The organism is Azospira sp. APE16, from assembly GCF_047901315.1.
Lineage (GTDB): Bacteria > Pseudomonadota > Gammaproteobacteria > Burkholderiales > Rhodocyclaceae > Azospira > Azospira oryzae.
The window spans coordinates 2,220,215-2,245,293 of the sequence record NZ_CP179682.1 but is presented as its reverse complement, the minus strand read 5'-3'; the positions used below and the strand labels follow the sequence as shown (position 1 = coordinate 2,245,293).

Here is a 25,079-nt window from a genome sequence, read left to right as displayed (position 1 = left end):
AGGGCTTTCTCGTCAGGCGCCCATCGGTTCGGCGTTGCCCAGGGCGGTGGTGTTGAAACCGCCGTCCACGTACAGCACTTCGCCGGTGATGCCGCTGGCCAGGTCGGACAGCAGGAAAGCGGCGGCGTTACCCACTTCCTCGATGGTCACGTTGCGGCGCAGGGGGGCGTGGTGGGAGTTGTAGGAGAGCAGCTTGCCGAAGCTGCCGATGCCGGAGGCGGCCAGGGTCTTGATCGGGCCGGCAGAGATGATGTTGGCGCGCATGCCTTCGGGGCCCAGGCTGGTGGCCATGTAGCGCACGGCCGCTTCCAGGCTGGCCTTGGCCAGGCCCATCACGTTGTAGTTGGGCATGGTGCGTTCGGCGCCCAGGTAGGAGAGGGCCAGCACGGAGCCGTTGGCCTTCTTCAGCATGGGGCGGGCGGCCTTGGTCAGGGCCGGGAAGCTGTAGGAGGAAATGTCATGGGCGATGCGGAAGGCATCGCGGGAAATGGCATCGAGAAAGTCGCCTTCCAGGGATTCGGACGGCGCGTAGGCAACGGAGTGGACCAGGCCGTCGAGGCTGTCCCAGTGCTTGCCAAGTTCGACGAACAGGTTGGTGATTTCCTCGTCGCTGGCGACGTCGCAGGGCAGCACCAGGGTGCTGTCGAACTCGGCGGCAAATTTGGCGACCCGCTCCTGGAAGCGTTCGTTCTGGTAGGTGAAAGCCAGCTGGGCGCCTTCACGATGGCAAGCCTTGGCGATGCCATAGGCGATGGAATGCTTGGAGAGCAGCCCGGTGATCAGGATGCGTTTTTCGGCAAGAAAGCCCATACATGCCCCTAAGTTGAAAGTCCGCGGGATTATAGCGGAAACGGGGCGCATTTTACCGCAGTGCGTCACGGGAGGTTAAGGGCCGGGGGCTCCTTAATGACGCTCGCAGGCGCTTCCGCTAAACTCCGGGCCATGCGCAAAGGCTCTCTTTCCGGGATCGTCTCCCTCGTGGTTTCCCTGCTCCCCTTGCTTTTGGCCGGATGCGGTGAAGGCCCCTGGAACGACCCCTATCCTGTGGCGGAAGCCGGTCGCAACGTGCTCTATTCGGCCTTCACCGAGCGCCCCAAACACCTGGACCCGGTCCAGTCCTACGCCGAGGACGAGAGCGTCTTTACCGGCCAGATCTACGAGCCGCCGCTCCAGTACCACTATCTGAAGCGTCCCTACACCCTCATTCCCGCCACGGCCGAGAGCGTGCCGGTGCCCCGCTATTACGATGCCGCCGGCCGTCAATTGCCGGCCACTGCCGACGAGAGCCTGATTGCCAGCAGCGTGTACGAAATCCGCATCAAACCCGGCATCCGCTACCAGCCCCATCCGGCCTTTGCCCTGAAGGCCGACGGCACCCCCGTTTATGGCGATCTCGATCCCCTCAAGCTGCAGGATGTACGGCGCCTGGCCGACTTTGCCGAGACCGGCAGCCGCGAGCTGACGGCCGACGATTACATCTACCAGATGAAGCGCCTGGCCCATCCCCGTCTCCATTCCCCCATTTTCGGCATGATGGCCGAACGCATCGAAGGCCTGGCCGCGCTGGGCAAGATCCTGCAGGCCGAAGCGGCCAAAGCGCCGGCAGGCGGGTGGCTGGACTTGGACCGCTATCCCCTCGCCGGGGTGGAGAAGGTGGATCGCTATACCTGGCGGGTTCGCCTCAAGGGCAAGTATCCCCAGTTCCTCTACTGGCTGGCCATGCCCTTCTTCGCCCCGGTGCCGCGGGAGGCGGACCGCTTTTACAGCCAGCCCGGCATGGCGGAAAAGAACCTGAGCCTGGACTGGTATCCGGTCGGCACCGGCCCCTACATGCTGACGGAGAATAATCCCAATAGCCGCATGGTGCTGGAGCGCAATCCCAATTTCCACGGGGAAACCTATCCTTGTGAAGGTGATCCGGGTGACCGGGAGAAGGGCCTGCTGGCGGATTGCGGCAAGGCGCTGCCTTTCATCGACAAGGTGGTGTTCACCCGGGAGAAGGAAAGCATTCCCTACTGGAACAAGTTCCTCCAGGGCTATTACGACGCTTCGGGGATTTCCTCCGACAGTTTCGATCAGGCGGTGCGCCTCAATGTGGGGGGCGATGTGCAGCTCACCGAGGAAATGCAGGAAAAGGGCATCCGCCTCCTCACCAGCGTCCGGGCTTCCATTTTCTACATGGGCTTCAACATGCAGGACAGCCTGGTCGGCGGCCTGGGCGATGGGGGGCGCAAGCTGCGCCAAGCCATTTCCATCGGCATCGACCAGGAAGAGTTCATTTCCATTTTCATGAATGGCCGTGGCATTCCTGCCATGAGCCCCCTGGCGCCCGGAATCTTCGGCTTCGAGGAAGGGCAGGGGGGTATCAATCCGGTGGTCTACGACTGGCGGGACGGCGCTCCCAGGCGCAAGTCCATCGAGAGCGCCCGCCGCCTCATGGCCGAGGCCGGCTGGCCCAACGGGCGCAACGCCCGCACCGGTGAACCCCTGGTGCTGAATCTGGACACTACCGGCGGCGGCATGGGCGACAAGTCGCGGCTGGACTGGCTGACCCGCCAGTTCGCCAAGCTGGATATCCAGCTGGTGGTCCGTTCCACCGACTGGAACCGTTTTCAGGAGAAGCTGCGCAAGGGCGCGGTGCAGATGTTCTATCTGGGCTGGAATGCGGACTATCCGGATCCGGAGAACTTTTTCTTCCTGCTGCACGGCAGCGAAACCCGGGTCAAGCACGGGGGAGAGAACTCCGCCAATTACATGAACCCGGAGTTCGACCGCCTCTTCGAACGCATGAAGAACATGGAGAACGGGCCTGAGCGGCAAAAGATCATCCGCCAGATGGTGCATCTGGTGCAGCAGGATGCCCCCTGGGTCTTCGGCTTCCACCCCAAGAACTACACCCTCGGCCACCGCTGGCTCTACAACCGCAAGCCCACGGATGTGGGCAACAACACCCTCAAGTACCAGCGCGTCGATGGCGCCGACCGGGTGGCCCGGCAGCGGGAATGGAACCAGCCCGTGCGCTGGCCCCTGGCCCTCCTGCTCCTGGCGCTGGCGGGCCTGCTGGTGCCGGCGGTGCGCGCCCATCGTCGCCGGGAGCAGCAGTCCGCCCGCTGATCGGCGCCCCTGTTCCTTTGTCCCGTATTGCGCTATTTTTTTGCGTTCTGGCGTCGCACAAATCCGCTGTGATGTCTGATATCATATATAAGACTTAAGGAGCTTCCGGCGACTGCGAATGCAGTTGCGTATTTCGGGCAGCTCCCCTGTCCCCAGATCACTGAATTCCACCTGTCGAGAGGAACCAGCCGTGCTTGAAGCCTACCGCCAACACGTCGCCGAGCGTGCCGCACTCGGTATCCCCCCCCTGCCTCTGTCCGCCGCCCAGACCAAGGATCTGGTCGCCCTGCTGCAAAACCCGCCCAAGGGCGAGGAGCAGGCCCTGGTGGAGCTGATTACCTACCGTGTTCCCGCCGGTGTTGATGATGCCGCCAAGGTCAAGGCCGAGTTCCTGGCCAAGGTGGCCAAGGGTGAGCTTTCCTGTGCCCTGATTTCCCGCGCCAAGGCCACCGAACTGCTGGGCACCATGCTCGGCGGCTACAACGTCAAGCCCATGATCGACCTGCTGGGCGACGCCGAAGTCGGCGCCGTGGCCGCCGAAGGCCTGAAGAAGACCCTGCTGGTGTTCGACTTCTTCCACGACGTGGCCGAGCTGGCCAAGGGTGGCAACGCCAACGCCAAGGCCGTGATGCAGTCCTGGGCCGATGCCGAGTGGTTCACCTCCCGTCCCGAAGTCCCCGCTTCCCAGAAGCTGACCGTGTTCAAGGTCACCGGCGAAACCAACACCGACGACCTGTCTCCCGCTCCGGATGCCTGGTCCCGTCCTGACATCCCCCTGCATGCCCTGGCCATGCTGAAGAACCCCCGTCCGGGTATCGAAGCCGACAAGGCTGGCGAGCGCGGTCCCGTCAAGCAACTGGAAGCCCTGGCCAAGAAGGGCAACCTGATCGCCTACGTGGGCGACGTGGTGGGTACCGGTTCTTCCCGCAAGTCCGCCACCAACTCCGTGCTGTGGTTCACCGGCGAAGACATCCCCTTCGTGCCGAACAAGCGCTTCGGCGGCGTCTGCCTGGGCTCCAAGATTGCTCCCATCTTCTTCAACACCATGGAAGATGCCGGCGCTCTGCCCATCGAGCTGGACGTTGGCCAGATGGACATGGGCGACGAGATCGAGCTGAAGATCGACCAGGCCACCGCCAAGGTCACCGCCCTGAAGAACGGTGCCGTCATCGCTGAAGCCCAGCTGAAGACCCCCGTGATCCTGGACGAAGTGCGCGCCGGCGGCCGCATTCCCCTGATCATCGGTCGCGGCCTGACCACCAAGGCCCGCGAAGCCCTGGGCCTGGCTCCTTCCACCCTGTTCCGCCTGCCCCAGCAGCCCAACGATCCGGGCAAGGGCTACTCCCTGGCCCAGAAGATGGTGGGCCGTGCCTGCGGTCTGCCGGAAGGCAAGGGCATCCTGCCCGGCACCTACTGCGAACCGAAGATGACCACCGTGGGTTCCCAGGACACCACCGGTCCCATGACCCGCGACGAGCTGAAGGACCTGGCTTGCCTGGGCTTCTCTGCCGACCTGGTGATGCAGTCCTTCTGTCACACCGCCGCTTATCCCAAGCTGGTGGACGTGCGCATGCACCGCGAACTGCCTTCCTTCATCAGCACCCGCGGCGGCGTTGCCCTGCGTCCTGGTGACGGCGTCATCCACTCCTGGCTGAACCGTCTGCTGCTGCCCGATACGGTGGGTACCGGTGGTGACTCCCACACCCGTTTCCCCATCGGCATCTCCTTCCCGGCCGGTTCCGGTCTGGTGGCCTTCGCTGCCGCCACCGGCGTGATGCCCCTGGACATGCCCGAATCCGTGCTGGTGCGCTTCAAGGGCAAGATGCAGCCCGGCATCACCCTGCGCGATCTGGTCAACGCCATCCCCCTGTACGCCATCAAGCAGGGCCTGCTGACCGTGGAGAAGAAGGGCAAGAAGAACGTGTTCTCCGGCCGCATCCTGGAAATCGAAGGTCTGCCCGATCTGAAGGTGGAACAAGCCTTTGAGCTCTCCGACGCCGCTGCCGAGCGTTCCGCCGCTGCTTGCGCCATCGCCCTGAACAAGGAGCCGATCGTCGAGTACCTGCGCTCCAACATCACCCTGATGAAGTGGATGATTGCCGAAGGCTACCAGGACGCCCGTACCCTGAAGCGCCGCATCAAGGCCATGGAAGAGTGGATCGCCAACGGTACCCTGCTCAAGGCCGACGCCGATGCCCAGTACGCCGCCGTGATCGAGATCGATCTGGCCGACGTCAAGGAACCCATCGTCGCCTGCCCCAACGACCCGGATGACGTGAAGGTCCTCTCCGAAGTCGCCGGCGACAAGATCGACGAAGTGTTCATCGGCTCCTGCATGACCAACATCGGTCACTTCCGCGCTGCCGGCAAGGTGCTGGATGGCAAGTCCGACATTCCGACCCGCCTGTGGATCGCTCCGCCCACCAAGATGGATGCCCTGATCCTGACCGAAGAAGGCTATTACAGCGTCCTCGGCAAGGCCGGTGCCCGTATGGAAATGCCGGGCTGCTCCCTGTGCATGGGCAACCAGGCCCAGATCCGCAAGGGTTCCACCGCCATGTCCACTTCCACCCGGAACTTCCCCAACCGTCTGGGCATCGACACCCGGGTATACCTGGGCTCCGCCGAACTGGCCGCCATGTGCTCCCTGCTGGGCAAGATCCCGACTGTGGCCGAGTACATGGAATACATCCAGGTGGTTAACGCCAAGGCTGCCGACATCTACCGCTACATGAACTTCGACCAGATCCCCGAGTTCGTGGAAGTGGCGGAAACCGTTACCGTCTGAGCGGTACGGCGCAAGACAAAACCAAAGGAAGCAACACGAGGAGATGCGGCCCCGCTTCGGCGGGGCCGTTTTTTTTTGCAGCGACACCTTTCCTTTGGCGTGCCGATCCCGCTGTTGGCAGCCACGGTGGCACGGCTGACTGCTATGGAATGCCGGCCGGGATCGGTTATGCTCCGGCTCCGGGCAACGGCGCCATGACCAGTCGCCGGCTTTGCCGTGTTAAGGGAAACAATGGAAATCATCACCAAAAAGCAGGCCATCAAAACCTGCAGCGGCTATTCCTGCATCGGCCTGTACAACCCCAAAAGCCCGGGCAACGTGGGCTCCATCATGCGGGCTGCCGGCTGCTATGGGGTCAATACGGTTTTCTACACCGGCAAGCGCTATGACACGGCCAAGGAATTCTGCACCGACACCAAGCAGGTGCATCAGCAGCTGCCCCTGATCGGCGTGGACGATCTGCAGCAGGTGATCCCCCTGGGCTGTGTGCCGGTGGCCATCGAACTGGTGCCGGAGGCCAAGCCCCTGACCGAGTACCGCCACCCGGAGCGGGCCTTCTACATCTTTGGCCCGGAGGATGGCAGCCTGAGGAAGAACGTCACCTCCTGGTGCCAGGATATCGTCTACATCCCGACCCACGGCTGCATGAACCTGGCAGCGACGGTCAATGTGGTGCTGTACGACCGGATGCTGAAGGCCGGCGGCTACCGCGGCTAGTGGGCCGCCTCGGCCTGGAAGGGCGCCATGGCGCCCTTCCAGGCTAATGCACCTTGCCGTCCACCCGGGGAGCGAGCAGGAAGGGGATCAGGCGCCAGCCGAGCAGGCCGAAACAGCCCAGCCAGCAGGCGGCAGCCAGATAGATCCAATGCACATAGGCTGCCGGGAAAAACTGGGGCATGACGATGCGCAGGACAAAACCCAGCAGCATCAGCCCCAGGGCCAGCTTGTCCAGGGTCTCGAAGACCACCTTGCGGCCGGTATGTCCCTTGGCGATGCGGATCAGCATGGCCGGAATCACCAGGCCCATGGCGCCGAAGGTGAATACGTGGAGCGACAGGGAGCCGATCCAGGGCACCGGGCTGAAGTAATGCAGGCTCTCCAGCAGCAGTTGGGCGGTGATGGCCAGATAGCCCAGGTACATGACGCCGATGTCGATGCGGCTGAGACCCAGCAGGGGCTTCCAGAATGCCAGGCGCAGCAGGAGCAGGGCGGCCAGCAGCAGGGCCAGGACGGCGCCGGCCGGCGCCGGCAGCAGGGGTTGCAGCACCAGCAGCAGCCCCAGCCCCTTGATGGCGCCATCCAGGCGCGGATGGCGGAGGATGGCGACCTGGAACACGCCTTTCATGAACTGGGTCAGGGTCCGTTCGAACATCACCAGGAAGGCCATGCGGAACAGGCCCAGGGTGATGCCGACGCCGATGGCGAAGGTCTCCGGCTGCAGCAGCAATTGCTTGGCCACGAGAAAGGCCGGCAGCACCAGCAGGAAATAGTAGTTGTCCCGGTAGCTGTCCTGGGCCCGGTAGCGGATCAGCGTATGCAGCAGCATGACGATGATGCTGCCGATGAAGAGGTTGCTGCCCAGGTGGAACAGCCAGCCGGGCCATGACCCGGCGGTGGCCATGACCACCCGTTCCAGCAGCCAGGCGGCAGCCAGGTAGGCCAGGGAAGCGCCGTGATGGCCTCGCACCGAGACCCAGTTTTTCGTGGCCGTGAGCAGGAAGCCGCCAAGGACGGCCCAGCCGAAGCCGAAGAACATTTCGTGGGCGTGCCATTGCAGCGGGGTAATGGAGGCGGCAGGCAGGGCGAGGGCGCCGGAAAAGACGGCGGCCCACAGCAAGGGCAGGCTCAGGCCAGCCAGGCAGGCGAGGGCGAAGAAGGGGCGAAAGCCCACCAGCCACAGCGGGTGTTCGGCAAATTTCACGATGGTGTGTCCGCTTGGGCCAGGCAGCGGCAACTGGCCGGCCCGACATGAAAAGGGGCTCCAGAATAGGAGCCCCGATGCTCGATGCGCTTTGATGCCTGTCAGCTTTGGCTGAAAAACCGCCGGGCGGCGCCGGCGGGGATGTCCATGCCCGTGGCCTGGGCCCGCTGCAGCAGTTCCCAGTAGTAGCGGTAGGAAGCCCGGTCGTGCAGTCGGCCGGCATGCTGGATGGGGCCCCAGTCCTTGTCCTGGGCGGCTTCCAGGATTTCCGTGGCTTCCTGCACTTCGGAAAAGTCGGGGCGCATGGCTTCGACGATGGGCATGATCTGGTTGGGGTGGATGCTCCACATGCGCAGATAGCCGAACTCCCGGCGGGCACGGCGGGCGTCGTCGGCCGCCACGGTCGTGTCCTTGATTTCGGTGGTGACATTGTGGGAAGGCACCACGCCGTTGGCCAGGGCGGCGGCGGCGATGTCGGCCTTGGCCCGGGCCACCAGGGGGTGGTCGAACTGGCCGGGGCTCTTCATGGCACTGCCGGGAATGGCACCGTGGTGGCCGGAGACGAAGTCCATGAGGCCGAAGTCCAGGCTTTCGACGCCGGGCAGGGCGGCAATTTCCCAGGCGTCCTTGAGGGCGCCGTGGGTTTCGATCAGCACGTGGACCGGAATGGGGCGACTGATTCGGCACTGGGCCTCGATGCTGCGCAGGGCATCGATCTGGGTCCGCGCATCGTCGACGGAGCGAACCTTGGGAATGGTCAGGAAAGCGAGGCGCTGGCCGGCGTGGTAGACCAGGATTTCCAGATCCTGGCGCCAGTGGGGGTGGGTGATGTCGTGGATGCGCGCACCGACCCGGCCGAAGCGGTTGTCGCTGCCGCTGATGAGGCCGGCGGCCATTTCCGCATGTTCGGCTTCGGCACCGGCGTGGGCACCGTCTTCGCAGTCGCAGGTGATGTCGAAAACGGGCTGGTTGTTATGGGCCAGTTCCTGCTGCAGCTGCAGGGCCTTCTTCATGAGCTTTTCCGATCCGGCGTAGTGGTCCACCACAGGCAGGACGGGGAAGGGCTTTTCACCGGCGAAGAGAACGTCGTTGGGATGACGCAGGGTCATGGGCAAAGCTCCAAAGAAAAAGGCCGCGGCATTTTACCGCGGCCTTTGCAGCAAGTGGCTTGCTGTTGCTTACAGCATGGAAGCCACGGCGGCGCGCTCTTCTTCCAGCTCGGCCAGGGTGGCGTTCATCTTGCCGCGGCTGTACTCGTCGATCTCCAGGCCCTGGATGATCTTGTAGTCGCCGTTCTTGCACTCGCAGGGGAAGCCGTACACCACGCCTTCGGGGATGCCGTAGGAGCCGTCGGAAGGCACGCCCATGGTGACCCATTCGGAAGAGCCCAGGACCCAGTCACGCACGTGGTCGATGGCGGCATTGGCAGCGGAAGCGGCGGAGGACAGGCCCCGAGCTTCGATGATGGCGGCGCCGCGCTTGCCCACGGTGGGCAGGAAGACGTCGTTGTTCCACACGGCATCGTTCACCAGGCCCTTGACGTTGTCGCCGTTGGAGGTGGCGAAACGGTAGTCGGCGTACATGGTGGGGGAGTGGTTGCCCCAGACGACCATCTGCTTGAAGGAGGAAACGGCGCGGCCGGTCTTGGCAGCCAGTTGGGACAGGGCGCGGTTGTGGTCCAGGCGCAGCATGCCGTGGTAGTTGCGGGGGTTGGTGCGGCCAACCTTCTTGGCGGCGGAAGCGGCGATGTAGGCGTTGGTGTTGCAGGGGTTGCCCACCACCAGGACCTTCACGTCTTCCTTTGCGTTTTCAGCGATGGCCTTGCCCTGAACGGTGAAGATGGCACCGTTGGCGGTCAGCAGGTCGGCACGCTCCATGCCCTTGCTGCGGGGACGGGCGCCCACCAGCAGACAGACGTCGGCATCCTTGAAGGCGACGTTGGGGTCGTCGGTGGCAACCATGCCGGCCAGCAGCGGGAAAGCACAGTCTTCCAGTTCCATCATCACGCCCTTGACGGCCTGCTGGGCTTGCGGCAGATCGAGCAGCTGCAGAATGACGGGCTGGTCTTTGCCGAGCATTTCGCCGGAGGCGATGCGGAAGAGCAGGCTGTAGCCGATCTGGCCGGCGGCGCCGGTAACGGCTACGCGCATGGGGGCTTTGGACATGGTGCGACTCCTGTGAGTACAGTCGTTGAACAAAATTCGTGAATTCGTCGCCGGCGCAGGCTCTCCGCGCCAAGCTTTGAAATAGTATGCCCTCGTTTCCGGGGTGTCAATGTTGCAACTTATGTCTTATATAAGATGTAAGTATTAGAATAGACTATTGACGTTTTTTGTGCTGAAATAACCAGATTATGACCCGCCAAGTTACGTCACTGTCGCCCACCTTCAGCCCTTTGTATCGTCAGATCAAGGAGTTGATGATGAGTAGCCTGGAAGCGGGGGAGTGGGGTCCCGGCGATGCCATTCCCAGCGAATCCGAGCTGGCGTTGCGCTTTGGTGTGAGTCAGGGAACGGTGCGCAAGGCCATCGACGAGATGGCTGCCGAAAATCTCCTGGTGCGTCGTCAGGGCAAGGGCACTTTCGTCGCCACCCACAACGATCCCCGTTCCTTCTTCCGTTTTTTGCGCCTCGTTCCCAACGAAGGCGGCCTGCAGCAATCCCACAGCGAACCCATCGAATGCTGGCGTGCCAAGGCCGGTCAGGATGTGGCGCGGGTTCTCGGTCTCGAAGTCGGCAAGCCCATCACCATCGTGCGCCGGTTGTTGAGCTTTGATGCCGAGCCGGTGGTGCTGGACGAAATCTATGTGCCCAGCGATCTCTTTCCCGATCTCTCCCTGGAAATCCTCAAGGGCAGCGATCAATCCCTCTACAGCATGTACGAGTCCCGTTACGGCGTGCGCATGATCCGCGCCGAAGAGCGCATTCGTGCCGTGGCTGCGGACAAGAGCAATGCGGATTTGCTGCGGGTGCCGGAAGGTAGTCCCCTGCTGCTGGTGGAGCGGGTGGCATTTACCTACGGCAACAAGCCGGTCGAGTGGCGCCGCGGCTTTTACTCGACCCAGAAACACCATTATCTGAATGAACTAGGCTGAGGCAAGGAGGTCGGCGGCAACGGAAATTCGGAAACAAAGGGAAGTCGAAAAACACTATAATTTATAACTTTCATAAGGGTGCGGTGGCAGTTCAGTCGCCGTTTCGCAACAAGCAAGAGGGATGACGTTCATGGCAGAACTCAGTATCAAAAAGAAGCGTCCGAAAAATCTGGACCTGACAACGATCCGCCTGCCCCTACCGGGTATTCTTTCCATTCTCCACCGCGTCAGCGGCGCCGGCCTGTTCCTGTGTCTGCCCCTGCTGCTGTGGCTGTTCCAAAGCAGCCTGGCGACGCCCGAGTCGTTTGCCACCTTCAAGGCCGTCGCAGCCCATCCCCTGGTCAAGATCATCCTGCTGGGCCTGCTGTGGGCCTTCTGTCACCACTTCTGTGCCGGTATCCGCTACCTGTTCCTGGATGTGCACATGGGCGTTGATCTCGAATCCGCCCGTCTGACCAGCAAGATCGTCTTCGCCGTCAGCATCGCGCTGACCGTCATCCTGGGAGTTGCCCTGCTATGGTAAATCGCATTGTTGTTGGCGCCCATTACGGCCTGAAGGACTGGATTGCCCAGCGCGCCACGGCCGTCATCATGGCCGTCTATTCCGTCATCCTGTTGGCCGCCGTCGGTGCTATCGGCCCCAATACCTACGAAGCCTGGCGCGGTCTGTTCGCCAACGGCTTCATGAAGTTCATTACCTTCCTGTTTTTCATCTCCCTGTTCTACCACGCCTGGATCGGCGTGCGTGACATCTGGATGGACTACGTCAAGCCCACCGGCATCCGCCTGGTGCTGCATGTCCTGACCATTTTCGCCCTGCTCGGCTACGCCGGCTGGGCCACTCAGATTCTGTGGAGACTGTAAGTAATGACTATCCCCGTGCATAAGTATGATGTGGTGATCGTGGGTGCCGGCGGTGCCGGTCTGCGCGCCGCACTGCAAGTTTCCGAAGCCGGTCTCAAGACCGCCGTGCTGTCCAAGGTGTTCCCCACCCGTTCCCATACGGTTGCCGCCCAGGGCGGCGTGGCCGCCTCCCTCGGCAATGTGACCGAGGACAACTGGCACTGGCACATGTACGACACCGTCAAGGGTTCCGACTGGCTCGGTGACCAGGACGCCATCGAATTCATGGTGAAGAAGGCCAACGAAGTGGTCGTGGAACTGGAACACTTCGGCATGCCCTTCGACCGTCTGGACAGCGGCAAAATCTACCAGCGCCCCTTCGGCGGCCACTCCCAGAACTATGGCGAGAAGCCGGTGAACCGCTCCTGTGCCGCTGCCGACCGTACCGGTCATGCCATGCTGCACGCCATGTACCAGCGCAACGTCAAGGCCAACACCCAGTTCTTCGTGGAATGGATGGCCCTGGACCTGATCCGTGACGAAGACGGCGACGTGCTGGGCGTGACCGCCATGGAAATGGAAACCGGCGAAGTCCACATCTTCCACGCCAAGGCCACCATTTTCGCCACCGGCGGTGCCGGTCGCATCTACTACTCTTCCACCAATGCCTTCATCAACACCGGTGACGGCGTCGGTATGGCTGCCCGTGCCGGCATCCCCCTGGAAGACATGGAATTCTGGCAGTTCCACCCCACCGGCGTGGCCGGTGCCGGTGTGCTGATCACCGAAGGCGTGCGCGGCGAAGGCGGCATTCTGCGCAACGCTTCCGGCGAGCGCTTCATGGAACGCTATGCCCCCAACCTGAAGGATCTGGCCTCCCGCGACGTGGTGTCCCGTTCCATGGTGACCGAGATCAACGAAGGCCGCGGCTGCGGTCCCGACAAGGATCACGTGCTGCTGGACATTACCCACCTGTCCCCCGAGACCATCATGAAGCGCCTGCCCGGCATTCGTGAAATCTCCATCCAGTTTGCCGGTGTGGATCCCATCAAGGCCCCGATCCCCGTGGTGCCGACCTGCCACTACCAGATGGGCGGTATTCCGACCAACTACAAGGGCCAGGTCATTGTGCCGAAGGGCGACGAGAAGTCCGTTCCCGTGGGCGGTTTCTACGCCGCCGGCGAATGTGCCTGCGCTTCCGTGCATGGCGCCAACCGCCTGGGCACCAACTCCCTGCTGGACCTGCTGGTCTTCGGCAAGTCCTCCGGCGAGTCCGTGGTGGAAGACCTGAAGGGCAATCCCCGCGCCCACAAGCCCCTGCCGGCCAACGCCGCCGACGTTTCCCTGGCCCGTATCGCCCGTCTGGACAACCAGAAGAACGGCGAGAGCGTGCATGAAGTCCGTCTGGCCATGCAGCGCACCATGCAAAAGCATGCCGGCGTGTTCCGCTTCAACGACCTGCTCAAGGCTGGCGTCGAGGAAATCAAGAAGGTCGCCGAACGGGCCAAGACCACCGAGATCAAGGACAAGTCCAAGGTCTGGAACACCGCCCGTACCGAAGCCCTTGAACTGGACAACCTGATCGAAGTGGCCAAGGCCACCATGATCTCCGCCGAAGCCCGCAAGGAATCCCGCGGCGCCCACGTGCGCGACGATGCCCTGGATACCGCCGAGACCCCGGCCGGCCGCGACGACAAGAACTGGCTCAAGCACACCCTGTGGTACTCCGAAGGCAACCGCCTCGACTACAAGCCGGTGAACCTGCAGCCGATGTCTGCCGACGTCGAGTCCATCGCTCTCGCCAAGCGGACCTACTAAGGCCAGGAAGGAATTACGCAAATGAGCGCCAATACCAAACGTACCGTTCAATTCAAGATCTATCGCTACGATCCGGATAAGGACAACGCACCTTACATGCAGGACATCACCGTCGAACTGGAACAGTCCGACAAGAAGCTGCTGGATGCTCTGGTGCGCCTGAAGGTCAAGGACGATTCCCTGGCTTTCCGCCGCTCCTGCCGCGAAGGCGTGTGCGGTTCCGACGCCATGAACGTCAATGGCAAGAACCGTCTGGCCTGCCTCACCGACGTGGACGAGCTGCCCCAGCCCATCGTGCTGCGGCCCCTGCCCGGTCTGCCCGTGGTGCGCGACCTGATCGTGGACATGACCCAGTTCTTCAAGCAGTACCACTCCATCAAGCCGTACCTGATCAACAACGATCCTCCTCCCGAGCGCGAGCGTCTGCAGTCTCCGGAAGAGCGTGAAGAGCTGAACGGCCTGTACGAGTGCATCCTATGCGCCTGCTGCTCCACCTCCTGCCCGTCCTTCTGGTGGAACCCCGACAAGTTCGTCGGTCCGGCCGGCCTGCTGGCTGCTTACCGCTTCATCGCCGATACCCGCGACCAGGCCACCAATGAACGTCTGGACAACCTGGAAGACCCGTATCGCCTGTTCCGTTGCCACACCATCATGAATTGCGTTGATGTCTGTCCGAAGGGCCTGAACCCCACCAAGGCCATCGGCAAGATCAAGGAAATGATGGTTCGGCGTGCTGTTTAATGGATCGTGCTGAATACGAGCGCCTTCGCTGGCGCTGCATCCGCCGCGGCCTCCTGGAGCTGGACCTGACGCTGACCAAATTCCTCGACCAGGAATTCGACAAGCTGACGGAACCGGAGGTCGAAGCCTTCAAAAAGCTGGCGGAATTAGAAGATTGGGATTTCCTTGGCCTGATTGTTGGGGGCAAGGAACTTTCCGACCCGCATGAGGCTGCCGTACTGGCCAAATTGCGTAAGTGCTGAGTAAGGAAGGGGCGCCACCATGGCGCCTCGTCCTTCGCTAAAAAAGTAGTGATGACAACCACCACCACAGGGGCTGCAAAATGAGCGAACGCAAGGCTACTCTCAATATCGAAGGCCAAGGGCCGGTCGATTTCCCGATCATGTCTCCCACCCACGGCAACGACTGTATCGACATTCGTACCCTGGGCGGCAAAACCGGTCTCTTCACCTACGATTCCGGCTTCCTGTCCACTGCCAGCTGCAAATCCAAGATTACCTTCATCGATGGCGACAAGGGCGAGCTGCTGTACCGCGGCTATCCCATCGAGCAACTGGCCGAAAACTGCAACTTCCTGGAAGTCGCCTACCTGCTGAAGAACGGCGAACTGCCGAACGCTTCCCAGAAGACCGCTTTCGAAGACACCATCAAGAACCACACCATGGTGCACGAACAGCTGGCCAAGTTCTTCAGCGGCTTCCGCCGCGACGCCCACCCCATGGCCGTGATGGTCGGTGTGGTCGGTGCTCTGTCCGCCTTCTACCATGAAGCCATGGACTTCTCCGATGCCGAGCATCGCAGCATCAGCTTCAACCGCATCATCGCCAAGATGCCCACCATCGTTGCCATGGCCTACAAGTACACGACCGGTCAGCCGTTCATGTACCCGCGCAACGACCTGGACTACACCGCCAACTTCATGCACATGATGTTCGGCACCCCCTGCGAGACCTACAAGCCGAACCCCGTGCTGGTCCGCGCCCTGGACATCATCTTCACCCTCCACGCCGACCACGAGCAGAACGCCTCCACCTCCACCGTGCGTCTGGCCGGCTCCTCCGGTGCCAACCCCTTCGCCTGCATCTCCGCCGGTATCGCCTGCCTGTGGGGCCCTGCCCACGGCGGCGCCAATGAAGCCTGCCTGCAGATGCTGGAAGAGATCGGCGACGTCTCCCGCGTCGGCGAATACATCGCCCGCGCCAAGGACAAGAACGACTCCTTCAAGCTGATGGGCTTCGGTCACCGCGTCTACAAGAACTTCGACCCCCGCGCCAAGCTGATGCGCCAGGTGTGCAACGACGTTCTGAAGGAACTGGGCCTGGAAAACGATCGCCTGTTCAAGCTGGCCATGGAACTGGAAAAGATCGCCCTGGAAGATCCGTACTTCGTCGAGAAGAAGCTCTACCCGAACGTGGACTTCTACTCCGGCATCGTGCAGAAGGCCCTCGGTATCCCCACCTCCATGTTCACCTGCATCTTCGCCCTGGCTCGTACCGTGGGCTGGATGACCCAGTGGGAAGAGATGATCACCGATCCGGAATACAAGATCGGTCGTCCGCGTCAGCTGTACATCGGCGCCGCCAAGCGCGACGTCGCGCCGCTGGCCAGCCGTAAGTAAGACGAGAAAAGGGGCGGCGTGGCCGCCCTTTTTTTCAATGGTCGGCGGAAAATTCCGCCGATTGCAGTGAGAGACAGACGTTCCAACAATAAAACCACACCACAGGTGATTGCCATGATGATGCAAAACTTCGGCACCTCCTACCTCTTCGGCGGCAATGCCCCGTTCGTGGAGGAGCTGTACGAGAACTACCTCGACAATCCCGCGTCCGTTCCCGACGAATGGCGCGAATACTTCGACAAGCTGGCCCAGCAGCCGGGTGCCGCTGCCCGCGATGTTCCCCACTTCCCCGTGATCGCCGCCTTTGCCGAACAGGGCAAGCGGGGTCCGGTGCGTACCGTGGTGGCCGCCGCTGACGACAAGAAGCAGGTTGCCGTCCTGCAGCTGATCAATGCCTACCGCTTCCTGGGCAACCGCTGGGCCAATCTGGACCCGCTCAAGCGCCAGGAACGCCCCGAAATCCAGGAACTGGAGCCGTCCTTCTACGGCTTCACGCCCGCCGACCTGAACGAGCCCTTCAATACCGGCTCCTTCCAGTTCGGCGCCGATCGCGCTCCCCTGGGCCAGATCATCGAGGCGCTGAAGGAAACCTACTGCGGTTCCATCGGCGTCGAATACATGTACATGAGCGACATTGCCCAGAAGCGCTGGCTGCAGGAGCGCCTGGAACCCAGCCGCGGCAATGGCAACTACACGCCCGAGCGCAAGAAGCGCCTGCTCGACCGCCTGACCGTGGCCGAGACCCTGGAACGCTACCTGCACACCCGCTACGTGGGTCAGAAGCGCTTCTCCCTGGAAGGCGGCGAGTCCCTCATCGTCGCCATGGACGAAGTGATCCGCACCGGCGCCGCCACCGGCGTCCAGGAAATCGTCATCGGCATGGCCCACCGCGGCCGCCTCAACGTGCTGGTGAACACCCTGGGCAAGGCGCCCAAGATGCTGTTCGACGAGTTCGAAGGCAAGAAGGCCCAGGACCTGTCCTCCGGCGACGTGAAGTATCACATGGGCTTCTCCTCCGACGTGTCCACCGACCATGGTCCGGTGCACCTGACCCTGGCCTTCAACCCCTCCCACCTGGAAATCGTGAACCCGGTGGTGGAAGGTTCCGTCTATGCCCGCCAGCGTCGTCGCGGCGGTGACGATGCGGCCAAGGCCCAGATCCTGCCCGTCCTGATCCATGGCGATGCCGCCGTTGCCGGCCAGGGCGTGAACCAGGAAATGCTGAACTTCTCCCAGACCCGCGGCTACGGCACCGGCGGTACGGTGCACGTCGTGGTGAACAACCAGATCGGCTTCACCACCTCCGATCCCCGGGACTACCGTTCCTCCCTGTACTGCTCCGACATCTTCAAGATGGTCGAAGCCCCGATCTTCCACGTCAATGGCGACGATCCGGAAGCCGTGGCCCTGGTCACCCAGCTGGCCCTGGAATTCCGTCAGACCTTCAAGAAGGACGTGGTCATCGACATCATCTGTTTCCGCAAGCTCGGCCACAACGAGCAGGACGAGCCGATGGTGACCCAGCCCCTGATGTACAAGAAGATCCAGGCCCACCCCGGCACCCGCAAGCTGTATGCGGACAAGCTGGTGGCCCAGGGCGTGCTCTCCGCCGACGGTCCCGACCAGATCATCAAGGACTTCCGCGCCGCCCTGGACCAGGGCAAGCTGCTGTCCGACCCCGTGCTGTCCAACTACAAGCGTCAGCACGCCAACGACTGGGCGCCCTACACCAACAAGAAGTACACCGAGCTCGGCAACACCAAGGTGCCGAAGAAGGAACTGCAGCGTCTGGCCAAGCGCCTGACTGCCATTCCCGAAAACTTCACCATGCACTCCCGCGTCAAGAAGATCATCGAAGACCGGGCCCAGATGGGTGAGGGCAAGCTGCCGGTGGACTGGGGCATGGCCGAGAACCTGGCCTACGCCACCCTGCTGGCCCAGGGCTACGGCGTGCGCATTTCCGGCGAGGACGTGGGTCGCGGCACCTTCTTCCACCGTCACGGTGTGCTGCACGACCAGAACCGGGAAAAGTGGGACGCCGGTTCCTACATCCCCCTGGCCAACCTGCAGGAAGACCAGGGCAATTTCCAGAGCTTCGACTCCGTGCTGTCCGAAGAGGCCGTGCTGGCCTTCGAATACGGCTACGCCACCGCCGAGCCCAATGAGCTGGTGGTGTGGGAAGGCCAGTTCGGCGACTTCGCCAACGGCGCCCAGGTGGTGATCGACCAGTTCCTCTGCTCCGGCGAGGCCAAGTGGGGTCGTGCCTGCGGTCTGACCCTGCTGCTGCCCCACGGCTACGAAGGCCAGGGTCCGGAGCACTCCTCCGCCCGCCTGGAACGCTACATGCAGCTCTCCGCCGAGTTCAACTGGGAAGTCTGCTACCCCTCCAACGCCGCCCAGATCTTCCACCTGCTGCGTCGCCAGATGGTGCGCAAGCAGCGCAAGCCCCTGGTGGTGATGACGCCCAAGTCCCTGCTGCGCAACCCCAGCGCTTCCTGCTCCCTGGACGAGCTGGCCAACGGCACCTTCCAGACCATCATCGGCGAAACCGAGAAGCTGGAAGCGAAGAAGGTCACCCGTGTCATCGCCTGCGCCGGCAAGGTCTATTACGACCTGGTGGCCGCCCGCAAGGAACGCAAGCTGGAGAACATCGCCATCCTGCGCGTCGAGCAGCTGTATCCGTTCGACGACAAGCGCTTCGATGAGGAACTGTCCAAGTTCCCCAACGCCAAGGAACTGGTGTGGTGCCAGGAAGAGCCCCTGAACCAGGGTGCCTGGTACGCCAAGGCTCACCGCCTGCAAGTCGCCCTGAAGAAGGGTCAGACCCTGCACGTGGTGGCCCGTCCTGCTGCTGCTGCGCCGGCCGTGGGTTACCTGGCCAAGCACGTGGAGCAACAAAAAGCCCTGCTGGAAGAAGCACTGGGCAAACTGAACTAAAACCGAGAGACAAAGGAAACGTAGATCATGATTATCGACGTCAAAGTCCCGCAACTGTCCGAATCCGTTGCCGAAGCCACCCTGGTGTCCTGGCACAAGAAGGCAGGCGAAGCTGTCAGCCGCGATGAGAACCTCATCGATATCGAAACCGACAAGGTGGTCCTGGAACTGCCCGCTCCCGATGCCGGCGTGATCGTCAAGATCATCAAGGGCGACGGCGACACCGTGGTTTCCGGCGAAGTCATCGCCCAGATCGACACCGAAGCCAAGGCTGCCGCCGGCGCCGCTCCGGCTGCCGCCGCTGCTCCCGCCGCTGCCGCGCCGGCCCCGGTGGCTGCTGCCGCTGCTCCGGCTGCTGCTGCCGGCACCGCCAGCCCCGCCGCCCGCAAGATCCTGGACGAGAAGGGCATCGCTGCCGCCGACGTCTCCGGCACCGGCCGTGGTGGCCGTGTCACCAAGGAAGATGCCGTGGGCGCCCAGGCCAAGGCCGCCGCGCCCGCCGTGGCTGCCCCTGCCGTGTCCATCCCCCTGGGTGACCGTCCGGAACAGCGCGTTCCCATGACCCGCCTGCGCGCCCGCATCGCCGAGCGCCTGCTGCAGTCCAAGAACGAAAACGCCATCCTCACCACCTTCAACGAAGTGAACATGGCCCCGGTCATGGCCTTGCGCAAGCAGTACGGCGACAAGTTCGAGAAGGAACATGGCGTGCGTCTGGGCTTCATGGGCTTCTTCGTCAAGGCCGCCGTGGCTGCCCTGAAGAAGTACCCGATCCTGAACGCCTCCGTCGATGGCAACGACATCGTCTATCACGGCTACATCGACATCGGTATCGCCGTGGGCTCCCCCCGCGGTCTGGTGGTGCCCATCCTGCGTGATGCCGACCAGATGTCCATCGCCGACATCGAGAAGAAGATTGCCGAATACGGTCAGAAGGCCAAGGACGGCAAGATCTCCATCGAAGAACTGACCGGTGGCACCTTCTCCATCTCCAACGGCGGCGTGTTCGGCTCCATGCTCTCCACCCCCATCATCAACCCGCCCCAGTCCGCGATCCTCGGCATCCATGCCACCAAGGACCGCGCCGTGGTCGAGAACGGTCAAGTGGTGGTGCGCCCCATCAACTACCTGGCCATGTCCTACGACCACCGTATCATCGACGGCCGCGAAGCCGTGCTGGGTCTGGTGACCATGAAGGAAGCCCTGGAAGATCCCGCCCGCCTGCTGCTCGGCGTTTAATGCGCATTGACTGACTGATCCAAGGAACGCAGAGCCGCGGGGCCACCAGCCTTCGCCCTCTGCGTTCTTTTCATGAACGAAAGGTTCTGACCATGTCCAAACAATTCGACGTTCTCGTCATCGGCGGCGGCCCCGGCGGCTATGTGGCTGCCATCCGCGCCGCCCAGCTGGGCTTCTCCGTCGCCTGCTGCGAATCCAATCCCTACGCCGATCCCAAGGGTGAGCCCCGCCTCGGCGGCACCTGCCTGAACGTGGGGTGCATTCCCTCCAAGGCCCTGCTGCACACCTCCCACCTGTTCGAGGAAGCCGGCCACGCCTTCGCCGCCCAGGGCATCCAGGTGAGCGCGCCCAAGATCGACGTGCCCACCATGATCGGCCGCAAGACCGCCGTGGTGACCCAGCTCACCTCCGGCATCAAGGGCCTGTTCAAGAAGAACAAGGTCACCCAGCTCAACGGCCACGGTTCCTTCGTCGGTCAGGGCGGCGCCGGTTGGCAGGTCAAGGTCGGCGACGAAGTCGTCGAGGCCAAGCAGGTCATCGTCGCCACCGGCTCCAAGGCCCGTCATCTGCCCGGCATCGCCGTGGACCAGAAAATCGTGCTGGATAACGAAGGCGCCCTGGAACAACAGTCCGTGCCCAAGAAGCTGGCCATCATCGGCGCCGGCGTCATCGGCCTGGAAATGGGCTCCGTGTGGCGTCGTCTGGGTTCCGAAGTGACCATCCTGGAAGCCTCTCCCGATTTCCTCGCCGCCGCCGACCAGGACGTGGCCAAGGAAGCCCTCAAGCTGTTCACCAAGCAGGGCCTCAACATCCAGATGGGCGTCAAGCTGGGCGAGACCAAGGTCAGCAAGAAGGGCGTTTCCATCGCCTACACCGACAAGGACGGCAAGGAACAGAAGCTGGATGCGGAGCGCCTGATCGTCTCCGTCGGCCGCGTGCCCAACACCGACGGCCTCAACGCCGAAAAGATCGGCCTCAAGCTCAACGAGCGCGGCCAGATCGAAGTGGACGGCCACTGCCGCACCAACCTGCCCGGCGTCTGGGCTGTGGGCGACGTGGTGTCCGGCCCCATGCTGGCCCACAAGGCCATGGAAGAGGCCGTCATGGTTGCCGAACTGATGGCCGGCCAGGCCGGTCACTGCAACTTCGACACCATCCCCTGGGTCATCTACACCAGCCCCGAGATCGCCTGGGTCGGCAAGACCGAACAGCAGCTCAAGACTGACGGCGTGGCCTACAAGGTCGGCAAGATCCCCTTCCTGGCCAACGGCCGGGCCCTGGGCATGGGCGACCCCACCGGCTTCGTCAAGATGCTGGCCTGCGCCAAGACCGACCGCATCCTGGGCGTGCACATCATCGGCCCCAATGCCTCCGAATTGATCGCCGAAGCCGTGGTGACCATGGAGTTTGGCGGCGCCTCCGAAGACCTGGCCCGCATCTGCCACGCCCACCCGACCCTGTCGGAAGCAGTGCACGAAGCCGCCCTGGCCTGCGACAAGCGCCCGCTGCACTTCTAAGCGGAAAGCATTCGGGCTGCGGCCCGGTGCAGACAAAAAGGCGAGGATTACTCCTCGCCTTTTTCTTTTTCTGGGGACTGCTAACGATCTGAAGGGATGGTTTATTCGGCAGCTGCTGTAAGGCAGCTTTTCAGCTGAAGCGGACCGTTAGCAAGTGGTGTTAATCATGGTCAACTGCTGCTCTCCATTAATTGATTAGGTTTTAGTCCATGGTGGGCTTAACAATATCGTGATCCCTTCATGCCTGTCTCCCCACTGCAGCTTCCCAGATGCAAAAATCCCAGTTACATGGCTTTGATTGGTGTAGTTGTAGAGTCCGAATGCCAAGTGCTTCGCACGTCCCACCTTAACGGAAACGATGCCCCACTGCTCCCATAGGTGATCACCGCGAATTGCAAAATTAACTGCACCTGACTGCTGACTGCTGGGAAATCCAACAACCGAAACTTCCGGAAGCTTTGTAAAAATTGCCTTTGCTGCGTAGGACGAAACGTAGTAATCATCAGCCCCATCTGTCAGGCAGTGATGCAGGAATGCGTCTGCGATAACAATGGACTTAGCATTTGCATCACCCTCGTTATTCAGAATTTGACTGATTTTTTTAGCGCAATCGCCCTTTAGGAGGTTCCCGCGACCACATCGTTGGACATGGAATATTTCTCCAATTGGGGCGATTCGTGCTTTGAGTCCATCCCTGATCGAAAACTCGGTCAGTACAACATCCGAGTCTTCCACATGCACTTCTTTAAAGGCGGTTTCTTGTTTGTCAGCCACATAGAGAACCTGAAATCCCTCTGGATTGGCTCGCTGCATTACCGGAGTTTTGTTTTTTCGCCAGATCAAGTCGTCCACTGATTCTGGAAGGGTATCTCCGTCCTCAAGTTTTCTGGCTCGCCGAAAATGCCACCCCGGCCCCCAATCAACAGATAGCATTGGATGCGCTGCAACGACACGATCAATGAAGCTTTGCTTTGCATGGAGGCTCGCTGTTTTGAAGTTGGCGATGCCTTCAAGCAATTCTGCGAGAGGTACTGGGGGGAACCTTTTTGTTAAAGGTATTGGTTGCATTGAATACACTCTAATTTCTGGACGATTTAGAACTCTCATTCTGGAGCATAAACCGACCGAGCAGTTCGAGAACACTGGGCGTCCGCTTCGGCGCGAAATGCGCGCTTCTGCTCCCAAATCAACGGCTGCTTCTGACGGTTAGATGATCTTTCTCGCCAACGCTGGGCCGTCCCCGGCTGATGTTTTAAAATAGCCTCCTTTCTGCGCCGCTCCTTTCAGGCTGCCAGGCGCCACAACAACATCGCACCCCCCGAGGTGCTCCCGACGGATTCCCCATGCCCCACCGTACTCTCAATGTTCCCGAGCGCGGCATGCTCGATGCCTATGAGGCCCTGCTGGCCTCCCGTGGATTCACTGCCGATGCGGCCCAGAAGGCGGCAGCCGAGCGGCTGCAGAAGCTCTATTACGAGCTGGTGGCCTTCAAGGCGGCGCGGCGCAACAAGCTCTACAAGATGTTCAATTCCCGCCTGGAAGTGCCCCGGGGCGTCTATTTCTGGGGTGGGGTGGGGCGGGGCAAGAGCTTCCTCATGGACTGCTTCTACGATTCCGTGCCCTACAAGCGCAAGAAGCGCATTCACTTCCACGGCTTCATGCAGCAGGTGCACAAGGACCTGGAAAGCCTCAAGGGTGAGACCGATCCCCTGGCCATCCTGGCCGGGCGCATTGCTGCCGAGACCCGGGTGCTGTGCTTCGACGAGTTCCACGTTTCCGACATCGCCGATGCCATGATCCTGGGGCGGCTGCTGGAGAAGCTCTTTGCCAAGGGGGTGGTGCTGGTGATGACCTCCAACTACCCGCCGGAGAACCTCTACCCCAACGGCCTGCAGCGGCAGAACTTCCTGCCCACCATCGCCTTGCTCAAGCAGCAGCTGGACGTGGTGCAGGTGGAGGCGGGCATCGACTACCGCCTGCGTACCCTGGAGCAGGTGGAGATTTACCACTATCCGGCCGACGACGCGGCGGAGGCCAAGATGGCCGACTACTTCCGGGAGCTGGCCGGCGGGGAAGGGCAGGCCGGCGGCAGCATCGAGGTGCTGGGCCGGGAGATTCCCGTGCTGCGCCGCTCCGCCGGGGTGGTGTGGTTCGACTTCCAGGCCCTGTGCGACGGCCCCCGTTCCCAGAACGATTACCTGGAACTGGCCCGGGCCTATCACACGGTGCTGGTCTCCCGTTTGCCCCGCATGAATTCCACCCAGCGCGACATGGCCCGGCGCTTCACCTGGCTGGTGGATATCTTCTACGACGCCAAGGTCAAATTCATTGCCACCGCCGAGTGCGAGCCGGAAGGGCTGTACACCGAGGGTACCCACGCCGGCGAGTTTTTCCGCACCGTCAGCCGCCTGGTGGAAATGCGTTCCCGGGACTACCTGGCCTTGCCCCATCTGGCTTGAGTTTTCGGGAGGGCGGGGCGACACTGGTGCCGCCCCTTTCCTGCCGTGCCGATCATTGGAGGTCTGCCGTGAAGCGTCTGCTGCTGGTTCCGTTGCTCGCCCTGGGCCTGTTCCTGGGGATGTTCTCCATGGCCTGGGCCCAGCAGGAAGTGGAGATCGTGCCCCTCAAGAGCCGCACCGTGGACCAGGTGCTGCCGGTACTGCAGCCCCTGGTGGAGCCGGGCGGCGCGGTGTCGGGCATGAACAACCAGCTCATCATCAAGGGCAGCCGGCGCAACCGGGAGCAGCTGAAGCAGGTGCTGGCCTCCATCGACACGCCGCCGCGCATGCTGCGCATCCGGGTCACCCAGAACCGGGACCTGGACAGCCGGGGCCGGGACGTGGGCGTCTCCGGCAACGTGGGCCTGGGCGGCAATGTGCGCATCATCCAGTCCCCCGGTGCCGCCGGCACCCTCAACGGCAGCGGCAGCCTCGGCCGTAGCGGCGGCGGCAGCGTGCAGATCCAGCGGGGCGGCTCCAGCGTGACCACGGAGATCGTGGACACCCGCAGCACCCGCAGCAGTTCCGCCGGGCAGATGGTGCAGGTGATGGAAGGGGGCCGGGCTTTCATCCAGATGGGCCAGTCCGTGCCGGTGCCCCTGCGCCAGGCCGTGCTCGGTCCCAATGGCGTGGTGGTGACCGAGAGCACGGTGTACCGGGACCTGGGCCAGGGCTTCTATGCCGAGCCCCATCTGGCGGGGGATCGGGTGACCCTGGAAATCAGCCCCCAGAACGACAACCCGGGCAGCTACGGCCCCGGCAGCGCCAATATCCAGCGCCTCAGCACCACCGTCTCCGGCCGCCTGGGCGAGTGGATCGCCCTCGGCGGCATGGGCCAGGAATCGAGCGGACGCGATCGGGCCAACAGCACCCTGTCCACCCAGGACGTGCGCGACAACCGGACCGTCTGGCTGCTGGTGGAAGAGATCAAGTAGTCCCGGCTTTCCTTTTTTT

The 25,079-nt window shown here is 62.5% G+C and carries 20 protein-coding genes; 15 read left to right on the top strand and 5 right to left on the bottom strand.

Translation table 11 applies throughout. The features are described from left to right. Window positions 1–12: 12 nt before the first annotated feature. Window positions 13–810 carry an enoyl-ACP reductase FabI gene (gene fabI / locus ACLSSQ_RS10750; RefSeq protein WP_014237260.1) on the bottom strand — a complete coding sequence of 266 codons (798 nt, stop codon included), beginning with the start codon at window positions 808–810 and terminating at the stop codon, window positions 13–15. Window positions 811–942: 132 nt separating this feature from the next. Here fabI and ACLSSQ_RS10745 point away from each other — a divergent pair, with 132 nt between their 5' ends. The 3 genes from ACLSSQ_RS10745 to ACLSSQ_RS10735 all read left to right on the top strand — a co-directional run bounded on the left by ACLSSQ_RS10745 (window position 943) and on the right by ACLSSQ_RS10735 (window position 6,619). Continuing rightward, window positions 943–3,114 (top strand): ABC transporter substrate-binding protein, encoded by a 2,172-nt coding sequence (locus ACLSSQ_RS10745; RefSeq protein WP_416242664.1) that lies wholly within the window; start codon window positions 943–945, stop codon window positions 3,112–3,114. 190 nt (window positions 3,115–3,304) lie between these two features. Continuing rightward, window positions 3,305–5,902 (top strand): bifunctional aconitate hydratase 2/2-methylisocitrate dehydratase, encoded by a 2,598-nt coding sequence (gene acnB / locus ACLSSQ_RS10740; protein WP_205230246.1) that lies wholly within the window; start codon window positions 3,305–3,307, stop codon window positions 5,900–5,902. A 231-nt stretch (window positions 5,903–6,133) separates the two neighbouring features. Continuing rightward, window positions 6,134–6,619: an RNA methyltransferase gene (locus ACLSSQ_RS10735; protein WP_050804298.1), complete on the top strand. Its 486-nt coding sequence runs from the start codon at window positions 6,134–6,136 to the stop codon at window positions 6,617–6,619. A 43-nt stretch (window positions 6,620–6,662) separates the two neighbouring features. Here the strand turns inward: ACLSSQ_RS10735 and ACLSSQ_RS10730 are convergent, their stop codons facing one another. The 3 genes from ACLSSQ_RS10730 to ACLSSQ_RS10720 form a co-directional block, all read right to left on the bottom strand. Next, entirely contained in the window at window positions 6,663–7,823 is a 1,161-nt protein-coding gene (locus ACLSSQ_RS10730) for an NnrS family protein (protein ID WP_416242663.1), read from the bottom strand. Between the two features lie 101 nt (window positions 7,824–7,924). Then, window positions 7,925–8,932 (bottom strand): HpcH/HpaI aldolase/citrate lyase family protein, encoded by a 1,008-nt coding sequence (locus ACLSSQ_RS10725; protein ID WP_416242662.1) that lies wholly within the window; start codon window positions 8,930–8,932, stop codon window positions 7,925–7,927. A gap of 69 nt (window positions 8,933–9,001) precedes the next feature. Further along, window positions 9,002–9,988 (bottom strand): malate dehydrogenase, encoded by a 987-nt coding sequence (locus ACLSSQ_RS10720; protein ID WP_130458329.1) that lies wholly within the window; start codon window positions 9,986–9,988, stop codon window positions 9,002–9,004. A gap of 188 nt (window positions 9,989–10,176) precedes the next feature. On the opposite strand from ACLSSQ_RS10720, the gene ACLSSQ_RS10715 reads away from it, so the two are divergent. The 10 genes from ACLSSQ_RS10715 to lpdA all read left to right on the top strand — a co-directional run bounded on the left by ACLSSQ_RS10715 (window position 10,177) and on the right by lpdA (window position 21,627). Beyond that, window positions 10,177–10,917, top strand: coding sequence for a GntR family transcriptional regulator (locus tag ACLSSQ_RS10715; protein ID WP_014237267.1), 741 nt, complete (start codon window positions 10,177–10,179; stop codon window positions 10,915–10,917). A 130-nt stretch (window positions 10,918–11,047) separates the two neighbouring features. Then, complete coding sequence (sdhC, locus tag ACLSSQ_RS10710; protein ID WP_014237268.1) at window positions 11,048–11,440, top strand: succinate dehydrogenase, cytochrome b556 subunit; 393 nt, start codon at window positions 11,048–11,050, stop codon at window positions 11,438–11,440. Beyond that, complete coding sequence (gene sdhD, locus ACLSSQ_RS10705) at window positions 11,434–11,781, top strand: succinate dehydrogenase, hydrophobic membrane anchor protein (protein WP_130458330.1); 348 nt, start codon at window positions 11,434–11,436, stop codon at window positions 11,779–11,781. The genes sdhC and sdhD overlap by 7 nt, the downstream gene beginning before the upstream one ends. Window positions 11,782–11,784: 3 nt before the next feature. Continuing rightward, window positions 11,785–13,578, top strand: coding sequence for a succinate dehydrogenase flavoprotein subunit (gene sdhA / locus ACLSSQ_RS10700; protein WP_014237270.1), 1,794 nt, complete (start codon window positions 11,785–11,787; stop codon window positions 13,576–13,578). Window positions 13,579–13,599: 21 nt separating this feature from the next. Then, complete coding sequence (locus tag ACLSSQ_RS10695; RefSeq protein ID WP_014237271.1) at window positions 13,600–14,319, top strand: succinate dehydrogenase iron-sulfur subunit; 720 nt, start codon at window positions 13,600–13,602, stop codon at window positions 14,317–14,319. Then, complete coding sequence (locus tag ACLSSQ_RS10690) at window positions 14,319–14,561, top strand: succinate dehydrogenase assembly factor 2 (protein ID WP_014237272.1); 243 nt, start codon at window positions 14,319–14,321, stop codon at window positions 14,559–14,561. Before ACLSSQ_RS10695 ends, ACLSSQ_RS10690 begins: the two co-directional genes overlap by 1 nt. A gap of 80 nt (window positions 14,562–14,641) precedes the next feature. Beyond that, a complete protein-coding gene (gltA, locus tag ACLSSQ_RS10685; protein ID WP_014237273.1) occupies window positions 14,642–15,937 on the top strand; it encodes a citrate synthase in 1,296 nt (431 codons plus the stop codon). 114 nt (window positions 15,938–16,051) lie between these two features. Continuing rightward, a complete protein-coding gene (locus tag ACLSSQ_RS10680; protein ID WP_416242661.1) occupies window positions 16,052–18,874 on the top strand; it encodes a 2-oxoglutarate dehydrogenase E1 component in 2,823 nt (940 codons plus the stop codon). 27 nt (window positions 18,875–18,901) lie between these two features. Then, window positions 18,902–20,110, top strand: coding sequence for a 2-oxoglutarate dehydrogenase complex dihydrolipoyllysine-residue succinyltransferase (odhB, locus tag ACLSSQ_RS10675; protein WP_014237275.1), 1,209 nt, complete (start codon window positions 18,902–18,904; stop codon window positions 20,108–20,110). A gap of 92 nt (window positions 20,111–20,202) precedes the next feature. After that, window positions 20,203–21,627, top strand: coding sequence for a dihydrolipoyl dehydrogenase (lpdA, locus tag ACLSSQ_RS10670; protein ID WP_152089365.1), 1,425 nt, complete (start codon window positions 20,203–20,205; stop codon window positions 21,625–21,627). Window positions 21,628–21,822: 195 nt separating this feature from the next. On the opposite strand, the gene ACLSSQ_RS10665 is transcribed toward lpdA, so the two are convergent. Then, complete coding sequence (locus ACLSSQ_RS10665; RefSeq protein ID WP_416242660.1) at window positions 21,823–22,695, bottom strand: hypothetical protein; 873 nt, start codon at window positions 22,693–22,695, stop codon at window positions 21,823–21,825. Between the two features lie 275 nt (window positions 22,696–22,970). Between ACLSSQ_RS10665 and zapE the strand changes: the two genes are divergently transcribed. Beyond that, window positions 22,971–24,086, top strand: coding sequence for a cell division protein ZapE (zapE, locus tag ACLSSQ_RS10660; protein WP_014237278.1), 1,116 nt, complete (start codon window positions 22,971–22,973; stop codon window positions 24,084–24,086). A gap of 68 nt (window positions 24,087–24,154) precedes the next feature. Continuing rightward, window positions 24,155–25,060: a secretin N-terminal domain-containing protein gene (locus ACLSSQ_RS10655; RefSeq protein ID WP_416242659.1), complete on the top strand. Its 906-nt coding sequence runs from the start codon at window positions 24,155–24,157 to the stop codon at window positions 25,058–25,060. Window positions 25,061–25,079: the final 19 nt, after the last annotated feature.